This is a genomic window from Methylobacterium sp. Leaf113 (assembly GCF_001423325.1).
Taxonomy (GTDB): Bacteria; Pseudomonadota; Alphaproteobacteria; order Rhizobiales; family Beijerinckiaceae; genus Methylobacterium.
On record NZ_LMNJ01000001.1, the window covers coordinates 146,958 to 165,465 of the forward strand.

General features: G+C 69.2%; 19 protein-coding genes. 10 read left to right on the forward strand and 9 right to left on the reverse strand.

Annotated features, from left to right (window positions below; genetic code table 11):
* Positions 1-115: 115 nt before the first annotated feature.
* Both ppk2 and ASF60_RS00680 read left to right on the forward strand, forming a co-directional pair.
* On the forward strand, positions 116-1,033 hold the full coding sequence (gene ppk2 / locus ASF60_RS00675; RefSeq protein WP_056178756.1) for a polyphosphate kinase 2: 918 nt from the start codon (positions 116-118) through the stop codon (positions 1,031-1,033).
* Positions 1,034-1,152: 119 nt separating this feature from the next.
* A complete protein-coding gene (locus tag ASF60_RS00680; protein WP_056178759.1) occupies positions 1,153-1,947 on the forward strand; it encodes an enoyl-CoA hydratase in 795 nt (264 codons plus the stop codon).
* Between the two features lie 44 nt (positions 1,948-1,991).
* Here ASF60_RS00680 and ASF60_RS00685 read toward each other — a convergent pair whose 3' ends face one another.
* Positions 1,992-2,933 carry a DMT family transporter gene (locus ASF60_RS00685; protein WP_200940884.1) on the reverse strand — a complete coding sequence of 314 codons (942 nt, stop codon included), beginning with the start codon at positions 2,931-2,933 and terminating at the stop codon, positions 1,992-1,994.
* 211 nt (positions 2,934-3,144) lie between these two features.
* Positions 3,145-3,810, reverse strand: a complete 666-nt coding sequence (gene minC, locus ASF60_RS00690; RefSeq protein WP_056178765.1) for a septum site-determining protein MinC — start codon at positions 3,808-3,810, stop codon at positions 3,145-3,147.
* Between the two features lie 397 nt (positions 3,811-4,207).
* Between minC and ASF60_RS00695 the strand changes: the two genes are divergently transcribed.
* The 7 genes from ASF60_RS00695 (at position 4,208) to typA (ending at position 12,823) form a co-directional block, all read left to right on the forward strand.
* The gene (locus ASF60_RS00695; RefSeq protein ID WP_244476921.1) at positions 4,208-4,546 is read left to right on the forward strand and encodes an iron transporter; all 339 of its coding nucleotides are present in this window, start codon (positions 4,208-4,210) and stop codon (positions 4,544-4,546) included.
* Positions 4,543-6,081 carry a PepSY-associated TM helix domain-containing protein gene (locus tag ASF60_RS00700; RefSeq protein ID WP_056179942.1) on the forward strand — a complete coding sequence of 513 codons (1,539 nt, stop codon included), beginning with the start codon at positions 4,543-4,545 and terminating at the stop codon, positions 6,079-6,081. Before ASF60_RS00695 ends, ASF60_RS00700 begins: the two co-directional genes overlap by 4 nt.
* A complete protein-coding gene (locus ASF60_RS00705; RefSeq protein ID WP_056178768.1) occupies positions 6,078-6,416 on the forward strand; it encodes a DUF3325 domain-containing protein in 339 nt (112 codons plus the stop codon). Before ASF60_RS00700 ends, ASF60_RS00705 begins: the two co-directional genes overlap by 4 nt.
* Positions 6,417-6,467: 51 nt before the next feature.
* Positions 6,468-7,784, forward strand: a complete 1,317-nt coding sequence (locus tag ASF60_RS00710; protein ID WP_056178772.1) for an ArgE/DapE family deacylase — start codon at positions 6,468-6,470, stop codon at positions 7,782-7,784.
* A 165-nt stretch (positions 7,785-7,949) separates the two neighbouring features.
* Positions 7,950-9,401: a hypothetical protein gene (locus ASF60_RS00715; RefSeq protein ID WP_082507665.1), complete on the forward strand. Its 1,452-nt coding sequence runs from the start codon at positions 7,950-7,952 to the stop codon at positions 9,399-9,401.
* A 129-nt stretch (positions 9,402-9,530) separates the two neighbouring features.
* Complete coding sequence (locus tag ASF60_RS00720; RefSeq protein ID WP_056178775.1) at positions 9,531-10,847, forward strand: MFS transporter; 1,317 nt, start codon at positions 9,531-9,533, stop codon at positions 10,845-10,847.
* 155 nt (positions 10,848-11,002) lie between these two features.
* On the forward strand, positions 11,003-12,823 hold the full coding sequence (typA, locus tag ASF60_RS00725; protein ID WP_056178778.1) for a translational GTPase TypA: 1,821 nt from the start codon (positions 11,003-11,005) through the stop codon (positions 12,821-12,823).
* A 140-nt stretch (positions 12,824-12,963) separates the two neighbouring features.
* On the opposite strand, the gene ASF60_RS00730 is transcribed toward typA, so the two are convergent.
* The 7 genes from ASF60_RS00730 to ASF60_RS00750 all read right to left on the reverse strand — a co-directional run bounded on the left by ASF60_RS00730 (position 12,964) and on the right by ASF60_RS00750 (position 17,873).
* Positions 12,964-14,619, reverse strand: coding sequence for an acyl-CoA synthetase (locus ASF60_RS00730; protein WP_056178781.1), 1,656 nt, complete (start codon positions 14,617-14,619; stop codon positions 12,964-12,966).
* Between the two features lie 300 nt (positions 14,620-14,919).
* A complete protein-coding gene (locus ASF60_RS25035; protein WP_200940874.1) occupies positions 14,920-15,096 on the reverse strand; it encodes a hypothetical protein in 177 nt (58 codons plus the stop codon).
* A 4-nt stretch (positions 15,097-15,100) separates the two neighbouring features.
* Entirely contained in the window at positions 15,101-15,376 is a 276-nt protein-coding gene (locus ASF60_RS00735) for a hypothetical protein (RefSeq protein WP_056178784.1), read from the reverse strand.
* 2 nt (positions 15,377-15,378) lie between these two features.
* Complete coding sequence (locus ASF60_RS00740) at positions 15,379-15,720, reverse strand: hypothetical protein (RefSeq protein WP_056179949.1); 342 nt, start codon at positions 15,718-15,720, stop codon at positions 15,379-15,381.
* Positions 15,721-15,843: 123 nt separating this feature from the next.
* Positions 15,844-16,821 (reverse strand): cysteine synthase A, encoded by a 978-nt coding sequence (gene cysK / locus ASF60_RS00745; protein ID WP_056178788.1) that lies wholly within the window; start codon positions 16,819-16,821, stop codon positions 15,844-15,846.
* 256 nt (positions 16,822-17,077) lie between these two features.
* Positions 17,078-17,251 (reverse strand): hypothetical protein, encoded by a 174-nt coding sequence (locus ASF60_RS24180; RefSeq protein WP_156633724.1) that lies wholly within the window; start codon positions 17,249-17,251, stop codon positions 17,078-17,080.
* 124 nt (positions 17,252-17,375) lie between these two features.
* The gene (locus ASF60_RS00750) at positions 17,376-17,873 is read right to left on the reverse strand and encodes an META domain-containing protein (protein ID WP_056178791.1); all 498 of its coding nucleotides are present in this window, start codon (positions 17,871-17,873) and stop codon (positions 17,376-17,378) included.
* Between the two features lie 292 nt (positions 17,874-18,165).
* Between ASF60_RS00750 and ASF60_RS00755 the strand changes: the two genes are divergently transcribed.
* Positions 18,166-18,504 (forward strand): helix-turn-helix domain-containing protein, encoded by a 339-nt coding sequence (locus ASF60_RS00755; RefSeq protein WP_056178794.1) that lies wholly within the window; start codon positions 18,166-18,168, stop codon positions 18,502-18,504.
* Positions 18,505-18,508 lie beyond the last annotated feature (4 nt).

Consider the following 18,508-nt stretch of genomic DNA (forward strand, 5'->3'; position numbering starts at 1 on the left):
CCATCAACACGCAGGGGCCGGCGGACGTTCCCTCCGGGCCGCCAGTCCGTATCCGGCCTGTCATACAACCGTGATCTAAGCCCCTCGGTTTCCACGGCAGGGTCTGGGGTCGGGCATGGACAGCGCGCAGCGGGCAGCGGAGGTCGAGGCGATCCGCCGCGAGGTGGCGGACGATTTCGACGAGGAACTCGAACTCGAGATGGAGGACGAGCGCCTGGAGCGACTGGCCGACGAACTCGGGCAGCCAGCCCGTCCGCCCGGCCTCGACCGCAAGGTCTACTTCCGCGAGCTGTTCCGGCTGCAGCACGAGCTGGTGCGGCTGCAGGACTGGGTCCAGGCCCACAAGCTGCGCGTCGTCGTGATCTTCGAGGGCCGCGATTCCGCCGGCAAGGGCGGCGTCATCAAGCGCATCACCCAGCGGTTGAACCCGCGCGTCTGCCGGGTCGCGGCGCTGCCCGCCCCGAGCGAGCGCGAGCGCACGCAATGGTACTTCCAGCGCTACGTCTCGCACCTGCCGGCCGCCGGCGAGATCGTGCTGTTCGACCGCTCCTGGTACAACCGCGCCGGCGTCGAGCGCGTGATGGGCTTCTGCTCCCCCGACGAGGTGGAGGAGTTCTTCCGCTCGGTGCCCGAATTCGAGCGCATGCTGACCCGTTCGGGGATCGTGGTGCTGAAATACTGGTTCTCGATCACCGACGAGGAGCAGGAATTCCGCTTCAACATGCGCATCCACGATCCGCTGAAGCAGTGGAAGCTGTCCCCGATGGACGTGCAGTCCCGCCGCCGGTGGGAGGATTACACCAAGGCCAAGGAGGACATGCTGGCCCGGACCCACATCCCGGAAGCGCCGTGGTGGGTGGTCGAGGCCGTCGACAAGAAGCGCGCCCGTCTCAACTGCATCAGCCACCTCCTGGCGCAGATTCCCTACGGCGACGTCGAGCATCCGCCCGTGCACCTGCCGGATCGCGAGCGCCACGAGGACTACATCCGCCACCCGGTTCCGGCCGCGATGTTCGTGCCGCCCGTGTTCTGAGGACGCTGATTCGAAGCCGGCCGCTTGCCCGGACCGAGTGCTCCGGGCGAGAGGGTGTGGGACGCTTCCACGCCTCTCGCCCGCCAGTCCTCCGTCCAGCCCCCGTCCAGGTATCCGGCATGACCAGCACCGACGAACTCCTCTTCACGGCCGAGGGCGGCATCGCCCGCCTGACGCTGAACCGGCCGCAGGCGCGCAATGCCCTCACCTTCGGCATGTACCAGGGGCTAATCGATCACTGCGCCCGGATCGAGGCCGATACCGGCATCAAGGCGCTGATCATCACGGGCGCGGGGGCCAAGGCCTTCGCGGCGGGCACCGACATCGCCCAGTTCCGGAGCTTCGAGACCGCCCAGGACGCGATCGACTACGAGCGCTTCATGGACCGGGTGATGGGCGCGCTGGAGCGGCTGGCGGTGCCGACCATCGCGGCGATCGCCGGCGCCTGCACCGGCGGCGGCGCGGCCATCGCCGCCGCCTGCGACCTGCGCATCGCCACCCGCGACGCCAAGCTCGGCTTTCCCATCGCCCGCACCCTCGGCAATTGCCTCTCGCTCGGCAACCTGCGCCGGCTCTCGGCCCTGATCGGCCCGGCCCGGGTCAAGGACATGATCTTCACCGCCCGCCTCGTCGGCGCCGAGGAGGCGCTGGCCATCGGGCTCGTCGGTGAAGTGGTGGCCGATGCCGACGCGCTGGCAGCGCGGGCCACGGACCTCGCGACCTTGATGGCCGGCCACGCGCCGCTCACCCTGCGGGCGACCAAGGAGGGCCTGCGACGCCTCCAGGGCGAGGATGCGACGGGGGCCGAGCGTCCCGGCGACGACCTCATCCGCCTCTGCTACACCAGCGCCGATTTTCGCGAGGGAATGGAGGCCTTCCTGGCCAAGCGGCCGCCGAACTGGACCGGCCGGTAGGAACGGCGCTCGCAGCCGATCCGCGCCCGCGACCAACGGACCGTTCAGATGTCTCGCCCCAGATCGACCCCGGGAGGATCGGAAGGCTTGCTTGGCTGCGGTCGACCAAATCTCGACAGGCGATCACGTCGCAACAGGCGACCATCGATGGCCGCAAGGCCGCAGCCGATGAGGGCCATGCCGAGGTAGTGCCGGAAATCCAGGCGCTCGCCCAGCACCAGGGTGCCGAGCAGGATGGCCGAGACCGGAATCAGGAACGTGACGAGCAGCAGGTTCGTCGCCCCCGCCGTCGCAAGGATGCGGAAATAGAGCACGTAGGCCAGGGCGGTGGACAGGGTGGCGATGCCCAGCACGGCGCCCCAGACCGGCAGACCCGGCATCGCCAGCGTCCACGGCCGATCCACCACGAGGGCGATGGGGAGCAGCAGGAGCGTCGATGCCGTGACCTGCCCCGCCGCCGTTGCGACCGGCGGGACGCCCATCTGCTTGAATCGGCGCCCGAAGACGCCCGCCACCGCGTAGGAGAGGGCTGCGGCCAGAACCGCGATCTGCGCCAGGACGTTCGTCCCGAGAGCGGTCAGTAGGGCAGGCCCGATCATGACCGCAACCCCGCCCAGGCCGACGAGAACGCCCGCGAGCCGGTTGCCCGTCATCCGTTCGTCCGAGGTCGACAGGTGGGCCACCGCAACGGCGAAGAGCGGCGTCGTCGCATTCAGGATGGCGGCAAGCCCGGAGGCGATGTGTGTCTGTCCCCAGACGATCAGGCAGAACGGCAGAACGTTGTTCAAGAGCCCCATGCCGGCGAACGCCGTCCAGACCGCGCGCGTGCGGGGCAGGCGCGATCCCGTGAGCGGCAGGGCGAGGTTGAGGACGAGGGCCGCCACGCCGACCCGAAGGACGACGAGGGTGAAGGGCGGCAGCGCCTGGAGCGCGATACCGGTGAAGAAGAACGATCCCCCCCAGAGCACCGACAGGGCGAGCAGCATCGCCCACTCGGGCGCGGACAGGGTGTGAGGGACGGAGCGGGGCACGGCGGAGGTCCTTCCGACTTGATCCTGCTCCCGCCTACGACGCGCCGCGCCGGCACGCCTCCCGTTCCTTGCTCCGCAATCCAGAAGAGGCGCGCGTGCGATCGATGCCCGTTATCCGTGTGGAACAGGCCCGCACGGCCCGCCCCGCTGCGCCGCCTCGCCGCGGCTATTCCAGGCCCGCCACCTTGATCGCGTCGCCCTCGAGCCGGACCTGGGCCGGCAGGCCGCGCTGGACCGGGCCGAGATCATCGGCCGTGCGATACAGGCCGTCGATGGCGATGAGTTCCGGTTCGAACTTGCGGCAGGTGATGCGGGCGTCCGGGTTGCCCGCCGCCCCGGCGATCGCCCGACCGCGCAGGGCGCCGTAGACGTGGAGCGAGCCGCCGGCGATCACCTCGGCGCCCGAGGCCACCGAGCCCATCACGGTGATGTCGCCCTCCAGGTGCAGGATGGTCTGGCCGGAGCGCACCGGGGCATCGAGGATGAGCGAGCGGAACGGCGCCGGCGCCGACGGCATCACCGGCGCGTCCGCCTCGGCGTCCGGCGTCGCCTCCGGGGTGGGAACCGCGTCGACCGGACGCCCCCCGGCCGGGGGCGGCGGCAGGCCGGCGCCGAGCTGGCCCGGATCGGCTCCCTCGATGCCCATCACGGCGACGTCGCGGGCGGCGAGATCGGCCACCAGGGCGACGAGGGTTTCCCGTTCGAGCCCGAGTCCGGCCACGTCGAGGATGACCGGGCGCCCGACGAAGAAGGCGGGCGAGCGCCGGGCCAGCGCGTCGAGTTCGGCAAGCCACTCGGAGACGGGCAGCACCGGGGCGAGCACCAGGGCCATGAAGGAACGGCCGCGAAAGCGGATCGGGGGACGTGTTGAGCTTGCGGTCACGATCGGGTGTCTTGTTCTCGGGCGGTGTTCGCGGAAAGCGGGCGCTGATCGCCACCTTATCCTAACCCGCGTTCCGGGGGCACAGGGCGCGACCTGCGGTCCGTCAACACGATTTCCGACGCCGTTCCATCCCGGGCCTTTGAGGATGTCGCGCCTCTTGCAGCGTTTGAATGTCGAATTGGAATGATTCCATAACATAGCGTTTGCAGGCTCAAGACGAGGATCGCTATAGCGGAGCAAATCCTCGCGACATCCGGGGGTCGGCCGGCAGGTTTGGCACGGCCGGGACTGCCGCTCTTGCCTGATCTTGCGGGTGTGCCCCGCGCGCGTCTCGAAGGTGCTGCCCGTGGTTGATGGTTCCGCTTCCCTGGACAGGGTCCGCGCGCGACAAGGCTGGCGCTACCGCGCAGCCGTGGCCGGGCGCGTGGTGCTCGCAGCCTTCGGCGGCTACGCCCTGGCGGCGCTCGCCACCGCGTTCCTGTCGCTGACCCTGCCGATGGTGCGCTCGGAGGCGGTGGCCACCGCCACACTGCTCAGCTTCGCCATCCTGGCCGGTGCCGTCATCTGGGTCTTCGCCGCCCGCACCCTGCTGCGCGCCGCGATCGGACTCGGAATTCCCATGGCGCTCGTCGGCGTGGGCCTGTGGGTCGCCCTCGGTCTCGTCGCGGCGGGGCCGCCCGCATGAGGCCGGGGTTCCGCCAATCCATGGCCTGGCTCCACACCTGGGCCGGCCTCGTCACCGGATGGGTGATGTTCGCGGTCTTCGTGACCGGCACCGCCACCTATTACCGTGCCGACATCTCGCTGTGGATGCGGCCGGAACTGCGCGCCGGACCCTCCGACCCCATCCCCGCCGCCGAACGCGGGATCGCCTACCTGAAGACGCATGCCCCGAAGGCCATGGCTTGGTATGTCTCGGTGCCGCAGCCCGACCGTCCGGTGATCGGCGTCTACTGGATGGACAGCCTGGAGGCGCCCCTTGGCCAGGCCCTGCTCGATCGGGAGACGGGAACCCCCACCCGGGCGCGGGACACCCAAGGCGGCGACTTCTTCTACCGCTTCCACTACGAACTCCAGATGATGCCGACGCTCGGCCGCTGGATCGTCGGCGGGGCGGCCATGATCCTGCTCGTCGCGCTGATCTCCGGCATCGTCACGCATCGGCGCATTTTCGCCGACTTCTTCACCTTCCGACGGGACAAGTCGGCCCAGCGCGGCTGGCTCGACGCCCACAACGTCACCGGCGTGCTCGCCCTGCCGTTCCACCTGATGATCACCTATACGGGCATCGTCACGCTGGGCTTGATGTACATGCCCTGGGGGGTGACGGCCGCCTACAAGGGCGACGACCTGCGCTTCTTCGTGGAATCCGCCCAGAGCACGACCTGGCGCCCGGCCGCCGGCCGTCCGGCCGAGGCCCTGCCGTTGGCGCCGCTGCTGGCCCGCGCCCAGGGCGAGGTGTTCGAGCCCCTCGAGATGGTCATCGTCAACAACCCGGGCGACGCCGGCGCCACGGTGGTCGCGGTGTTCGAGGAGCCGCACGGGCTGGCCCACCAGCATCCGCAGATCGCCTTTGATGCCGTTTCCGGCGCCGTGGTCGAGCGGGTGGGCACGATGAAGCCGGCCGCGCACGTCTTCACCAGCTTCATGGGCCTGCACGAGGCGCATTTCGCCAGCCCCGTCCTGCGGGCGCTGTTCTTCCTCTGCGGCCTGATGGGCGCGGCCACCATCGCCACCGGTCTCGTCCTGTGGAGCGTCGCCCGCATGCCGAAGGCCGGCGAGGCGCCCCGGTTCGGCCTGCGCCTCGTGCGCGGCCTCAACATCGGCACGATCCTGGGCCTGCCCATCGGGATGGCGGCGTTCTTCCTCGCCAACCGGCTGCTGCCCGTCGACCTCGCCCACCGGGCGACCTGGGAGGGCGGCGTGTTCTTCGGCGCCTGGGCGCTCGCCGCCCTGGTGCCCCTGGCCCGGCCGCACCGACGGGCCTGGGTCGAGATGGGCCTGTCCGCCGGGCTCCTCTTCGGCGCCGTGCCCATCGTCGGTGCCCTGACCACGGATCGTGGCTTCGACTTCCTGGCCTTCGATGCCGCGATGCTGGGGCTCGGCCTCGTCCTGGCGCTCGGGGCCCGGGCGGTCTCCCTCTACGAAGGTCGTCGCGCGGCCGCCCGAGCGGCCCGCCCCGCCGGCGGTCTGGCGCCCGAAGGTCTCGTCAAAGCATGACTCCGCTCTCCATCGCCCTGAACCTCGCCCTGAGCTTCGCCGGCCTCGCTGCGCTGTGCCTGTCGATGGACCGGCACCATCGGGCCATTGCCGGACGGGGCCAGAGCCGGACGCGCGCGCGGGGCCTGCGCCTCGCCGGATGGGCGGTGATCGCGGTGTCCTTCGCGGCCGCCATCCTGACCTCCGACTGGAATTTCGGACCCGTGCAGTGGATCGGCTCCCTCACCGGCGCGGCCCTTCTGGTGGTCGCGCTGGTGTCCTACCGGCCCGCCTGGATTCGCCCGGCCGCCCTGCTCGCCCTGCCGCTGGCCCTGGCGGCGGTGCTCCTCGCCTGATCGCCCCGGCCTCGCTATCCTGACGCGATCCGTCGCCGCGCAGGAGAGCCGATGCCCCCCGATCCCGCTCTCAGCCCCGCGCTCGACCCAGATTTGGCCGCCCGCATCGCCGAGGCCGTCGCCGCCGGGTTTCCCGAGCAGGTCGCCCACACCCAGGCCCTGGTGCGGTTCGAATCGACGCGCGGGGCCGAGCACGCGATCCAGGATTTCGTGTTCCGCGCCTTCCGCGACCGCGGCTACGCCATCGATCGCTTCGCCATGGACGCGGCGGCGCTCGCCGCCCATCCGGGCGGGGGCGCGCTGTCGGAGACGCATTCCCGGGCGCCCCTGGTGGTCGGCATCCATCGGCCGCGGGCCGAGACCGGGCGCTCGCTGATCCTCCAGGCCCATGTCGACGTGGTGCCGCCGGGGCCGGCCGATCTGTGGACCCACCCGCCCTTCGAGCCGGTCATCGATGGCGACTGGATGTACGGGCGTGGCGCCGCCGACATGAAGGCGGGCCATGCCGCCAACCTGTTCGCCCTCGACGCTCTGGCGCGGCTCGGGCTGCAGCCGGCCGCCACCGTGACCCTGCAATCCGTGGTGGAGGAGGAATCCACCGGCAACGGCGCCCTGATGACCCATCTGCGCGGCTACCGCGCCGATGCGGTCCTGATCCCGGAGCCCGAGGACGAGAAGCTCGTGCGCGCCAATGTCGGCGTGCTGTGGTTCACCGTCGAGGTGCGCGGCCGCCCGGTCCATGTCCGCGAGATGGGGGCCGGGGCCAACGCCATCGACGCCACCTATCGGGTGATCGGCGCCCTGCGGGCCCTGGAGGCGCGCTGGAACGCCGAGAAGGCGGCCCATCCCCACTTCGCCGACCAGCCCGACGCCATCAACCTCAATGTCGGCCGGATCGAGGGCGGCGACTGGGCCTCGTCGGTGCCGGCCTGGTGCCGGATCGACTGCCGCATCGCCCTGTATCCCGGGCTCTCGGCGGCGGAGGCCGCCCGCGCGGTGGAGCAGGCGGTGGCCGATTTCGCCCGCGACGACGCCTTCCTGTCGAACACCCCGCCCCGGATCGCCTTCAACGGCTTCTTCGCCGAGGGCTACGCCCTGGCGGAGGGCTCCGAGGCGGAGGCGGTGCTGGGGCGGGCGCACCGGGCCGCGACCGGCCGGGACCTCGAGAGCTTCATGTCGCCGAGCTATCTCGATACCCGCGTCTACGCGCTCTACGACCGGGTGCCCGCACTCTGCTACGGCCCGATCAGTCAGAACATCCACGGCTTCGACGAGCGCGTGAGCCTCGCCTCGGTCCAGCGGATCACTACCGCGATGGCGCTGTTCATCGCCGAATGGTGCGGGACGGAGCGCCGGTCCGCGCCCTGACCCGAGCCGCATCCGCGAAAACGTGACGCAACGCGATGTGGATGGCACCCGGTCGCCGCCTTGCCGAAAGGCCCCGGCGCGCTACCCCTAAGGCCCGTGACACATCAGCGTTTTTCCCCACCCGCCGCGCCGTCCGGCGCCCATCACCGCGCGTCGGCGCCTCTGTTGGCCGGCCTGATGGCGGCGCTGGGCATCTCCGGGGCGGCGGCGCAGACCACCGATACCAGCTGCTACGTCACCGGCGGCGGCACCCTGGAGATCTGCCGGGGCGGCGAGGCCGAGGGCGTGTTCTTCACCCCTCGCGCCTGTGAATCGGCCGGCAGCGTCCAGCTCGTCCGGACGACGCCCGCCACCGGGCCGCTCCAGGCCGTCTACCAGGCTGAGACGCCGTTGGCCGCCCCGAAATCCAGGCGCGGCGAGACGGAGGCCTGCGCGCCGCGGCGCGCCACCGAGGCCCTGGACGGCGGCTCGATCCGCTCCGGCGCCATGCCGGAGCAGCTCGCCACCGCGATGCCGCCGACGCAGGGCCGCCTGTGGGAGATGGCCCGCACGGTCGCGCGCAGCCAGGAGCGGCGTCGGCGCGGCGGCCGGGGCCGGGCGGAAGCGCCCCCCGCACCGGTGCCGGTGGAGGAGGGCATCGCCGCCCGCCATCCGATGACCGTGGCCGGACGCGCCTGGGGCGGGGATGCCTACAGCTACGTGTTCTTCCTCGCGGCCGTGCCCACCGAATCCGGTCAGCGGCACGCGCTGCTCCAGGCCCGCACCCTGGACTTCACCCGCTTCGACATCCGCAGCCGCAGCCTGGACGGCATCGCCTGGACGCCGTTCGGCGAGGGGCGGGCGGAAGGGCGAGCGCAGGAGCGAGCAGAGGGCCGGTCACGGCGTGGCCGCCGCAGTCGCGCGCAGGCTGCTGCCGATGCGCCGGGCCCCAGCGCCGTCCTCGACGAGACCGGCGCCCCCGTCCTCGGCAACTGCGCCGGCCAGGGCCTCGACCGCACCGACCTCGTCGGCGCCATCAGCGTGGTCGATCAGGTCTATCACTACTACTACACCGACGTGCTGCCCTCCGATTGCGGGGCGCCGATGGCCAGCCGGCGGATGGGCCTCTACCTGCGCACCAGCCGCGATCTCACCGCCGACCGCGTGTGGTCGGCGCCCCGCACCATCGCGGAGCCGCTGCCGGCCCAGAGCCTGATGCGGGTGGCCAAGGCCCGGGACATGGACCGCTGGGTGGTGGCCTACCGCTGCAACCGTCCCGCCAACACCATGGACGGCCCCGTCGCCGACATCTGCGTGCAGTACAGCGCCGACCTCGCCCCGGGTTCCCTGGCCGGACTGACCTGGTTCTCGGACCCGCAGGCGATCATGCGCTCCACCGCCTATCTCGGCCTGCGCTCGGGCGGCGATGGCTCGGGCCGGTTCGGCCGCAGCCAGCATTTCTGGATGACCGACCGCTACGGCAATCTCGCGACCCCGACGAGTTATCAGGCCAAGGCCGGGTTCCTGACCTGGCTCGACCGGGTGGCGCCGGGGCCGGGCGGCGCGAACGGTTCCAGCGTCTTCGGCCGCCCGGTCTACTGGGCGACGTGGTCGGTGCGGCCCGTGGCGGCGAAGTAGCGGCTGGGCGACCCGCGCGCATCCGGTCGCGCGGGGCGTCAGGATGGGCCGAGGGCCTGACCGCGCGGCGCGGTCCGGGGCTTGCTGGTCCGTCCGGCCGCCCCGCTCCTTCGCCCGGGAGACCACCCCATGTCCGCGACCCCGAGACCCGATCCCGCGCCGCGCCAACCGGCCCGGGCCGCCATCGCGGCCTTCGTCGGCACCACCATCGAGTGGTATGACTTCTTCATCTACGGCACCGCCGCCGCCCTGGTGTTCGGGCCGCTGTTCTTCGCCGAGGCGACGCCCTTCGTGGCGACCCTGGCGGCCTTCGGCACCTTCGCGGTCGGCTTCTTCGCCCGGCCCCTCGGCGGACTGATCTTCGGGCATGTCGGGGACCGGCTCGGGCGCAAGAAGGCCCTGGTGGTCACCCTGGTGATGATGGGGCTGGCCACCACCGGCATCGGCCTGCTGCCGACCTATGCCAGCATCGGGATCTGGGCGCCCATCGCCCTCGTGGGCCTGCGTATCCTCCAGGGCATCGCGGTCGGCGGCGAGTGGGGCGGGGCGGTTCTGCTGGCCGCCGAGCACGCGCCGAAGGGGCGCGCGACCTTCTTCGCGTCGTTCGCCCAACTCGGCAGCCCGGCCGGGCAGATCCTGTCGCTGCTGGCCTTCCGCCTGGCCGGTCTCATGGATTCGGAGCGCTTCCTGGCCTGGGGCTGGCGCCTGCCGTTCCTGGTCAGCGTGGTCCTGCTCCTGGTCGGCCTGTTCATCCGCCTGGGCGTCGGCGAATCACCGGATTTCAAGGCGGATTGCAGCCGGGCCGCCCGGGCGCCGGCCCCGATTCGGGAGGTTCTGGCCACCAGCCTGACGCCGCTGGCCCTGGCGGCCGGCGCCAACACCTTCGCGATCGGCTCGGTCTACCTCTTCAACACCTTCATGATCACCTACACGACCCAGTATCTGGGCCTGCCCCGGGCCACGATCCTCGACGCGCTGCTGGTGGCGGCCTGCGTCCAGTTCGTGATGACGCCGGTGGGCGCGCGGATCGCGGAGCTGATTCGCAACGAGCGCCTGTTCCTCCAGGGCACTCTGATCTGGGCGATGCTGGCACCCTATCCGCTCTTCCTCCTGGTCGACATGGGCTCTGTGCCGGCCCTGACCCTCGGCCTCGCCCTCAACGTGCTCGGCAGCGCCACCTTCTACGCGGTCATTGCCGGCTACGTGGCCGGCGCCTTCCCCACGCGGGTGCGCTACACCGCGATCTCCGTGGCCTATCAGGTGTGCGGCGCCCTTGCGGGCGGGCTCACGCCGATCGTCGGCACCCTCCTGGCCGAACGCTTCCAGGGCCATTGGTGGCCCATCGCCGCCTTCGGCACCACCCTCGCGGCGATCTCGTTCGTGTGCGTCACGGCGCTCGGCCGCTACCGGGTCCGGGCTTTGCGCGCGGAAACCGCACGCACCTGACGGGGGAGGGGCATGCCGCGCCCGGCGGATGTCGCCCCTTGCCCCGGAGGCCCACACCTTATATTGCGACGCGATAGCTCGATCCCGTGACCCGGCGTAGCCGGCCGCCTCCTGCGGCCCGTCGCGTGACGGGCTCTTCTCGCTTCGGATACCCCATGAAGCTTCGTAATATCGCCATCATCGCCCACGTCGACCACGGCAAGACGACGCTCGTCGACAAGCTGCTGTCGCAATCCGGATCGTTCCGCGAGAACCAGCGCGTCGAGGAACGCGCCATGGACTCGAACGATCTCGAGAAGGAGCGTGGCATCACCATCCTGGCCAAGGCGACCTCGGTCGTCTGGAAGGACACCCGCGTCAACGTCGTCGACACCCCCGGCCACGCCGATTTCGGCGGCGAGGTGGAGCGCATCCTCTCGATGGTCGACGGCGTGATCGTGCTCGTCGACGCCGCCGAAGGCCCGATGCCCCAGACCAAGTTCGTGGTCGGCAAGGCCCTCAAGATCGGCCTGAAGCCGATCGTGGCGATCAACAAGGTCGATCGTCCGGACGCCCGCATCACCGAGGTGGTGAACGAGGTGTTCGACCTGTTCGCGGCGCTCGACGCCACCGACGATCAGCTCGACTTCCCGATCCTCTACGGGTCCGGCCGCGCCGGCTGGATGGCGACGGCGCCCGACGGCGACCAGACCGAGGGACTCGCACCGCTGTTCGACCTCGTGCTCGCGCACGTGCCCCAGGCCAAGGTCGAGGAGGGTCCGTTCCGGATGCTCGGCACCCTGCTGGAGGCCAACCCGTTCCTCGGTCGCATCATCACCGGCCGCATCGCGTCCGGCACCGTCAAGCCGAACCAGGCCATCAAGGTCATGGACCGCACCGGCAAGCTGGTGGAGACCGGTCGCGTCTCGAAGATCCTGGCCTTCCGCGGCCTGGAGCGCGCGCCCATCGACGTGGGTGAGGCTGGCGACATCGTCTCCATCGCGGGCCTCGTGAAGGGCACCGTGGCCGACACCTTCTGCGACCCGCAGGTCGAGACCCCGATCCAGGCCCAGCCGATCGATCCGCCCACCGTCACCATGTCGTTCATCGTCAACGATTCGCCGCTGGCCGGCACCGAGGGCGACAAGGTCACGAGCCGCATGATCCGCGACCGCCTGTTCAAGGAGGCCGAGGGCAACGTCACGCTCAAGATCGAGGAGGCGGCCGACAAGGATTCGTTCTTCGTCTCGGGCCGCGGCGAACTCCAGCTCGCCATCCTGATCGAGACCATGCGCCGCGAAGGCTTCGAGATCGCCGTCTCGCGTCCCCGCGTGGTGCTCTCGAAGGATGAGAACGACAACGTCCTCGAGCCCGTCGAAGAGGTCGTGGTCGACGTCGACGAGGAGTATTCCGGCGTCGTCGTGCAGAAGATGTCCGAGCGCAAGGCCGAGATGATCGAGATGAAGCCGTCGGGCGGCTCGCGCCTGCGCCTCGTCTTCCATGCGCCCACCCGCGGCCTCATCGGCTACCAGGGTGAACTCATGACCGACACCCGCGGCACCGCGATCATGAACCGCCTGTTCAAGGCCTACGAGCCCTACAAGGGCGAGATGCCCGGCCGCCGCAACGGCGTGCTGATCTCGAACGACAAGGGCGAGGCCGTGGCCTACGCCATGTGGAACCTGGAAGATCGCGGCCCGATGATGATCGAGCCCGGCGCCAAGGTCTATCAGGGCATGATCATCGGCGAGCACAACCGCGAGAACGACCTCGAGGTGAACGTGCTCAAGGGCAAGAAGCTCACCAACATCCGCACCACCTCGAAGGACGAGGCCGTGCGCCTCACCCCTCCGATCCGCATGACCCTGGAGCGCTCGCTCGCCTGGATCCAGGACGACGAGCTGATGGAAGTCACGCCGAAGTCGATCCGCCTGCGCAAGACCTACCTCGACCCCAACGAGCGCAAGCGCTTCGAGCGCTCGGGCGGGGTGGCGTAAGCGACCCCAGTCACAACCCACTTGTGCGACGAAAGGCCGGGCGAAAGCCCGGCCTTTTTACGTTGGAATACGATCTCAGGGCGTCCCGGTACCACCGATCGACGGGGTCCCGACCTGCGATCGATGACCGTGATGCCGGCTCAACTCTCCTTCGCGCGCGCGCGCAAAAGATACTTCTGCACCTTGCCGGTCGACGTCTTCGGCAACTCGCCGAAGACGATGTGGCGGGGGAGCTTGTAGCCGGCCAGCCGGTCGCGGCACCAGGCGATGAGGGCGTCGGCCTCCACGGTGGCGTCGGGCTTCAGCTCGACGAACGCCATCGGGGTCTCACCCCATTTCGCGTCCGGCCGGGCCACCACGGCGGCGGCGGAGACGGCGGGGTGGCGGAACAGGGCGTCCTCGACCTCGATGGACGAGATGTTCTCGCCGCCCGAGATGATGATGTCCTTCGAACGGTCCTTGAGCTGGATGTAGCCGTCCGGGTGCTTGACCCCGAGATCGCCGGAGCGGAACCAGCCGCCCGCGAAGGCCGCCGCGGTGGCTTTCGGGTTCTTCAGGTAGCCGCGCATCACCACGTTACCGCGAAACATCGCCTCGCCCATCGTCACGCCGTCGGCCGGCACCGATTCGCAGGTTTCGGGATCGCGGATATCGAAGCCCTCGAGCACCGGGTAGCGCACGCCCTGGCGCGCCATCTTCTCCGCACGCGCCTCGGCGTCCAGGGCGTCCCAATCCCGATGCCAGGCATTCACCACCGCCGGACCGTAGGTCTCGGTCAGGCCGTACAGGTGGGTGACGTCGAAGCCGGCCGCGCCCATGGCACCGAGGACCGCCTGGGGCGGGGGCGCGGCCGCCGTCAGGAAGGCGACCCGCCGGGGCAGGGGGCGGCGCTCGGCCTCGGAGGCGTTGAGGAGGAGCTGCATCACGATCGGCGCCCCGCAGAGATGTGTTACCCCGTGCTCGGCCAATGCCGCATAGAGCGCGCCGGCCCGCACCTGCCGCAGGCACACATGGGTGCCGGCGACCACCGACAGCGTCCAGGGGAAGCACCAGCCGTTGCAGTGGAACATCGGCAGGGTCCAGAGATAGACCGGGTGCTGGCCGAGATTGCCCGTGATCACATTGCCGAGGCTGAGAAGCGCGGCCCCGCGATGGTGGTAGACCACGCCCTTCGGATTTCCGGTGGTGCCCGACGTGTAGTTGAGCGAGATCGCGTCCCACTCGTCACCCGGCATCGCCCAGTCCCAGGCCGGGTCGCCCTCTTCCAGGAGCGTTTCGTAGTCGAGGCTGCCGACCGTTTCGTCACCCTCGGTGTATACCAGGTCGTCGACATCGATCACCAGTGGCCTCACCCGGGCCTGAGCCAGGGCTGCGGCCACGACCTTGGCGAACTCCCGATCGGCGATCAGCACCTTGGCCTCGCCGTGGTCGAGGCAGAACGCGAGCCCGGCGGCATCGAGGCGGGTGTTCAGGGTGTTGAGGACGGCGCCCGTCATCGGCACCCCGTAATGGACCTCGATCATCTCCGGCGTATTGGCCAGAATCACCGCGACGGTGTCGCCGCGCCCGATGCCACGCGCCGCAAGCGCCGACCCGAACCGGCGGCAGCGCCTGTATAGCTCGGCATAATTGCGCCGCAGGGGACCATGGATGACGGCAATGTGGTTTGGAAAGACGCGCGCCGCCCGGTCGAGGTAGCTCAGCGGGGTCAGCGGCTGGTAATTCGCCGGGTTCCGGTCGAGGTCCCGGTCATAGATCGATGGCGCGGCCCTGTCGGCCGTTGTCGAGGCATTCATCGGCGGATCTCCCTGATCCGCAGAGTATCGCGTCGCTCCCATCTCACAAGGAGACAGGGGGGCTTGGTGGAAGTCGATCGTTCGCTGGGGTGCCGGTTACGAACGCGCAGGACGGGCACCGCACGGAGCTCTGCCGGTTCGGCCGGCAGCAGGATACGCAGATGCTCGACGCAAATCGCGGAATCACTGTCGCTACACTAAATTTCAAGCCGGCGTTGACTGGCGCCTTCGTCCGAATTCTCCCCGATGTGCTTGCTGGATCGGAGAGCGTCTGGAGCCGTGGCGCGGGAGCGTTCCCCGTCAGCCGCTGCCGGGGTCCGTCTCGCCATCCGGCTGGTTACCGCCCTTCGGCCCTTGCCCCGGCTTGCCGTCCGTCTTTTCGTTCGGATCCATCACCGCGTCGGGCGCGGTGTTGGCGGGCTTGCCCTTCGCCGGGGCATTGTCCTTCGGCCGATCCGTTTCGTTCTGCGCCGTCATCGCATCACTCTCCAGAACTCATTTCGGAACCGGTGCCGCCGGGCTGGCGTCGATCCGACTGACCATCCGACGAACCACCGACCGGAGCAGGGTTGCGACCCTTCGGCGTTCCGGTCCAGGCGGCGTTGCGGCGCGTATCCGTCTCGCCACCGGAGCCCTGTTGCGTGATGGAGGTCTGCGCAGCGGATTGACGGCCCCCTGCCACGGCAGGTGCGCCGGGTTTGCCGACATCGGCGTCCGGCTTGCGGGTGCCGACGATGGGAATTTGGTCGTTCGGCATCGCTACTCTCCCGCATCCTTACCGTTGGGCGCGGTTGCGCGATCGATCGCTTCCTTCGCGGCGCCGGACGGTGCGGACCCTGCGTTCTGCGCGGCGTCGCCGATCTGCTTGAGGTTGGCGGAGGGCGTCTCGGCCGCCGTCTGGTCCGAAGCATCCGATCCGGGCGTGCCGGAGGCGATGCGGGCAGTCTCGGCTTCACCCATCGGGTTGCCCTTCAGGTCACCCTGGGTCCGAGAGGGGAGGCCGACATCGCGGGCGTTGTCCTGTCCCAGGTCGTGGCCATTGCGATCGGCGTAGGCGTCGAAATCCTTCAGCGAGGGTCGCTCGCGCGGCTCGTCGGTCATGGTGTCCTCCTGATCTTGGAGGCTCAACCCGTCGCGGCCCACGAGGTTGCCTCGTGGGCGGACGCACATCCGCACAGACGGACGAGGTGGGTCCGGCCGTGTTCTGCCGGACCCGATCGCTGATCAGAGACCGTCGAACAGCGCCGACGAGATGTAACGCTCCGCGAAGGAGCAGGCGACGGTGACGATGCGCTTGCCGCGGAAGTCGGGACGGGCGGCCAGCTTCAGGGCCGCAGCCACGTTGCCGCCGGTGGAGATGCCACCGGGAATGCCTTCGAGACGTGACAGCTGACGCGAGGTATCGAATGCTTCCTGGTTCGAGACCGTGATGACTTCGTCGATGATCGACTTGTCGAGGTTGTCCGGTATGAACCCGGCGCCGATGCCCTGGATCTTGTGCGGGCCGGGCTGGCCGCCGGAGATGACCGGCGAGTCGGTGGGCTCGACGGCCACAATCTTCAGGCCGGGCAAGCGCGGCTTCAGCACCGAACCGACACCCGTGATGGTGCCGCCAGTGCCGACACCGGCCACGAAGGCGTCGAGATGGCCCTGGGTGTCGTTCCAGATCTCTTCGGCCGTGGTTTTGCGGTGGATCTCAGGGTTGGCGGGGTTGGAAAACTGCTGGGGCATGATCGCGCCCGGGATCTCGTTGAGGAGCTCTTCGGCCTTGGCGATGGCGCCCTTCATGCCCTGCGGGCCGGGGGTCAGCGCGAGTTCGGCTCCGAGGAACGCCAGCATCTTGCGGCGCTCCAGAGACATGGTCTCGGGCATCACTAGGATGAGACGGTAGCCGCGGGCGGCCGCCACGAATGCCAGGGCGATGCCGGTGTTTCCCGAGGTCGGCTCCACCAGGGTGCCACCGGGCTTCAGCTTCCCAGAGGCTTCCAGGGCGTCGATCATGTTGACGCCGATGCGATCCTTGACGCTCGCGATGGGGTTGAAGAACTCGAGCTTGAGCAGGATCTCGGCGTCAACCCCGTGCTCCTTGGTGATGCGGTTCAGGCGCACCAGGGGCGTGTTGCCGATGGTCTCGGTGATCGAGCCGAAGATGTGGCCGTGGCCCGGCATGCGGGTGGAAGCGGGGCTCTGGGACGCGGCCATAGATCTCTCCTGAACAGCATGTGGGTGGCGCGCAGGCGGCCGGCACAAGGACGCGCCGGATCTCGCATGGGACGACCTCAGAGCCGGGAGATATCGTGTCGTTTCCATGGAAGCAATCGGCAAAGCCCGGAGGTCAAAGACAATCCTTCTCTAATGCCGACCTTATTGAAGCACGGTAGGATTTTTCTACTGTTCCAAGCTTAAGCCGGAGAACTTAGTTCTTCGCGCTAGGCAGGCTGCAGAGAGGCTCCGGGGATCAGTGGATCAGCAGGGCCGCGCAAACGATCATCACCGTGGCGAGTGCGGGGCTCGCCCCCGCGATTATCGCGGCACCCGCATGGACGCTCTGGGGCCAGGCGTACCGGGTTTCCTCCCGGAGGCCGGGCCGAAGGCCATTGCTGCCGGTCGTCCATGACAGCCTCGTGCTCATCACATGCTCCCCATCCGCCAAGAGACTCGGCGATGGGGTAAGAAGGCGCAGGGCGTCTTGAACGCGGCGTAAATCCGCGGTCGCGACCGCGGATCGTCGTCAACGGAGCCTTAAAGCCCGCGTTTCAGAGAGCCCGGTCGAAACGCAACTCGCCCTTCTGGCTCTTGATCACCAGTTGCGACCCGACCAGATCCCATTGCCCTGCGGTACGGAGCGCAATGAAGAAATCCTGCTCGCTGGCACCCAGACCCTTGTCGCAGGGCTTCTTGGTCAGTGCGAGCGGACCGACGGCAAGGTGCTGTTCCCTGAGCGGGAACGCGGTTGCCGCGAAGGTGTTGCATCCGCCGTAGCCGCGGGCTCGATACTGCTTGTCGATCATGAAGCTCGGACGGTCGTTGCCGCCGAAGGGCTTTCCGTTCAGGCTGACCGCCGTCCAAGTCGCGTCGAGCGGAAAAATCTTTTCCTGCGGTTTGGCGGCCGGAACGTACTGCTTCTTCTCCGGCTTTTCGCGAGCGTCGCGGCCGAATCCCGTGACGTTGTTGCCCATCTGCGCGTTCGCCGCCGTGGACATGATCCCGGCCACGATGGCGCCGGCGACCACGGCGATTGGGATTGCTCTCATCGTCTGGCTCCCTTTCAAGCGCGCTTCGCGTCGCGTCGAACGTTGCAACCGCGCCGGTCCCGATCCGGGGCTCGCCGCGGCATCGCGCGCGCAACCGTCTAGCAGGACGTGCGCTGCGGCCAATCCGATAAGATTCCAGCACAAATATGGTCAAGTCCACGTGAGGCTGGATTCGGCTCGATCCCCCACAAACCAACACGCCGACAATTTTTCCATGCTCGCCATTTCTCATTGAACGATCGCCCCATGCTGCCGTTGTCCGGCGGAGTGTCACGATGTGGGAGTTTGCGCGGTGGTGGGATCGGACGAGGGTATCCCGAGCGGATTGCAGGCCGAGGCCTCCGGCCCGAATACCATGACGCCGGCTCAGTCACGCGCCGCACGCGCGCTCCTCAACTGGTCGGAATCGGATCTTGCCGGCAAACTCGGGCTCGGTGAGGATTTCGTGCGCGATTTCGAATCGGGTGGGCGCGAGGCACCATCGGGTCAGATCGAAGCGCTGCGCAGCGTCTTCATGACCCAAGGGGTCCTATTCAGCCAGGACGGAGGCTCCGATGGTGTCCGTCTCAGCGAGCAGGGTCGTGGCGAGGGCACACGGGTGGATGCTCTCAACACCGAGAACGACCGCTAGAGAC

Bases quoted from the DNA above. Each gene is read 5' to 3' on its own strand.
- ASF60_RS00750 (WP_056178791.1), bottom strand. From the start codon at position 17,873: ATGAGAGCAATCCCAATCGCCGTGGTCGCCGGCGCCATCGTGGCCGGG.
- typA (WP_056178778.1), top strand. From the start codon at position 11,003: ATGAAGCTTCGTAATATCGCCATCATCGCCCACGTCGACCACGGCAAG.
- ASF60_RS00705 (WP_056178768.1), top strand. From the start codon at position 6,078: ATGACTCCGCTCTCCATCGCCCTGAACCTCGCCCTGAGCTTCGCCGGC.
- ASF60_RS00710 (WP_056178772.1), top strand. From the start codon at position 6,468: ATGCCCCCCGATCCCGCTCTCAGCCCCGCGCTCGACCCAGATTTGGCC.
- cysK (WP_056178788.1), bottom strand. From the start codon at position 16,821: ATGGCCGCGTCCCAGAGCCCCGCTTCCACCCGCATGCCGGGCCACGGC.
- ASF60_RS00740 (WP_056179949.1), bottom strand. From the start codon at position 15,720: ATGACCGACGAGCCGCGCGAGCGACCCTCGCTGAAGGATTTCGACGCC.
- ASF60_RS00735 (WP_056178784.1), bottom strand. From the start codon at position 15,376: ATGCCGAACGACCAAATTCCCATCGTCGGCACCCGCAAGCCGGACGCC.
- ASF60_RS25035 (WP_200940874.1), bottom strand. From the start codon at position 15,096: ATGACGGCGCAGAACGAAACGGATCGGCCGAAGGACAATGCCCCGGCG.
- ASF60_RS00730 (WP_056178781.1), bottom strand. From the start codon at position 14,619: ATGAATGCCTCGACAACGGCCGACAGGGCCGCGCCATCGATCTATGAC.
- ppk2 (WP_056178756.1), top strand. From the start codon at position 116: ATGGACAGCGCGCAGCGGGCAGCGGAGGTCGAGGCGATCCGCCGCGAG.
- ASF60_RS24180 (WP_156633724.1), bottom strand. From the start codon at position 17,251: ATGAGCACGAGGCTGTCATGGACGACCGGCAGCAATGGCCTTCGGCCC.
- ASF60_RS00680 (WP_056178759.1), top strand. From the start codon at position 1,153: ATGACCAGCACCGACGAACTCCTCTTCACGGCCGAGGGCGGCATCGCC.
- ASF60_RS00720 (WP_056178775.1), top strand. From the start codon at position 9,531: ATGTCCGCGACCCCGAGACCCGATCCCGCGCCGCGCCAACCGGCCCGG.
- ASF60_RS00685 (WP_200940884.1), bottom strand. From the start codon at position 2,933: ATGCTGCTCGCCCTGTCGGTGCTCTGGGGGGGATCGTTCTTCTTCACC.
- minC (WP_056178765.1), bottom strand. From the start codon at position 3,810: ATGGCCCTGGTGCTCGCCCCGGTGCTGCCCGTCTCCGAGTGGCTTGCC.
- ASF60_RS00700 (WP_056179942.1), top strand. From the start codon at position 4,543: ATGAGGCCGGGGTTCCGCCAATCCATGGCCTGGCTCCACACCTGGGCC.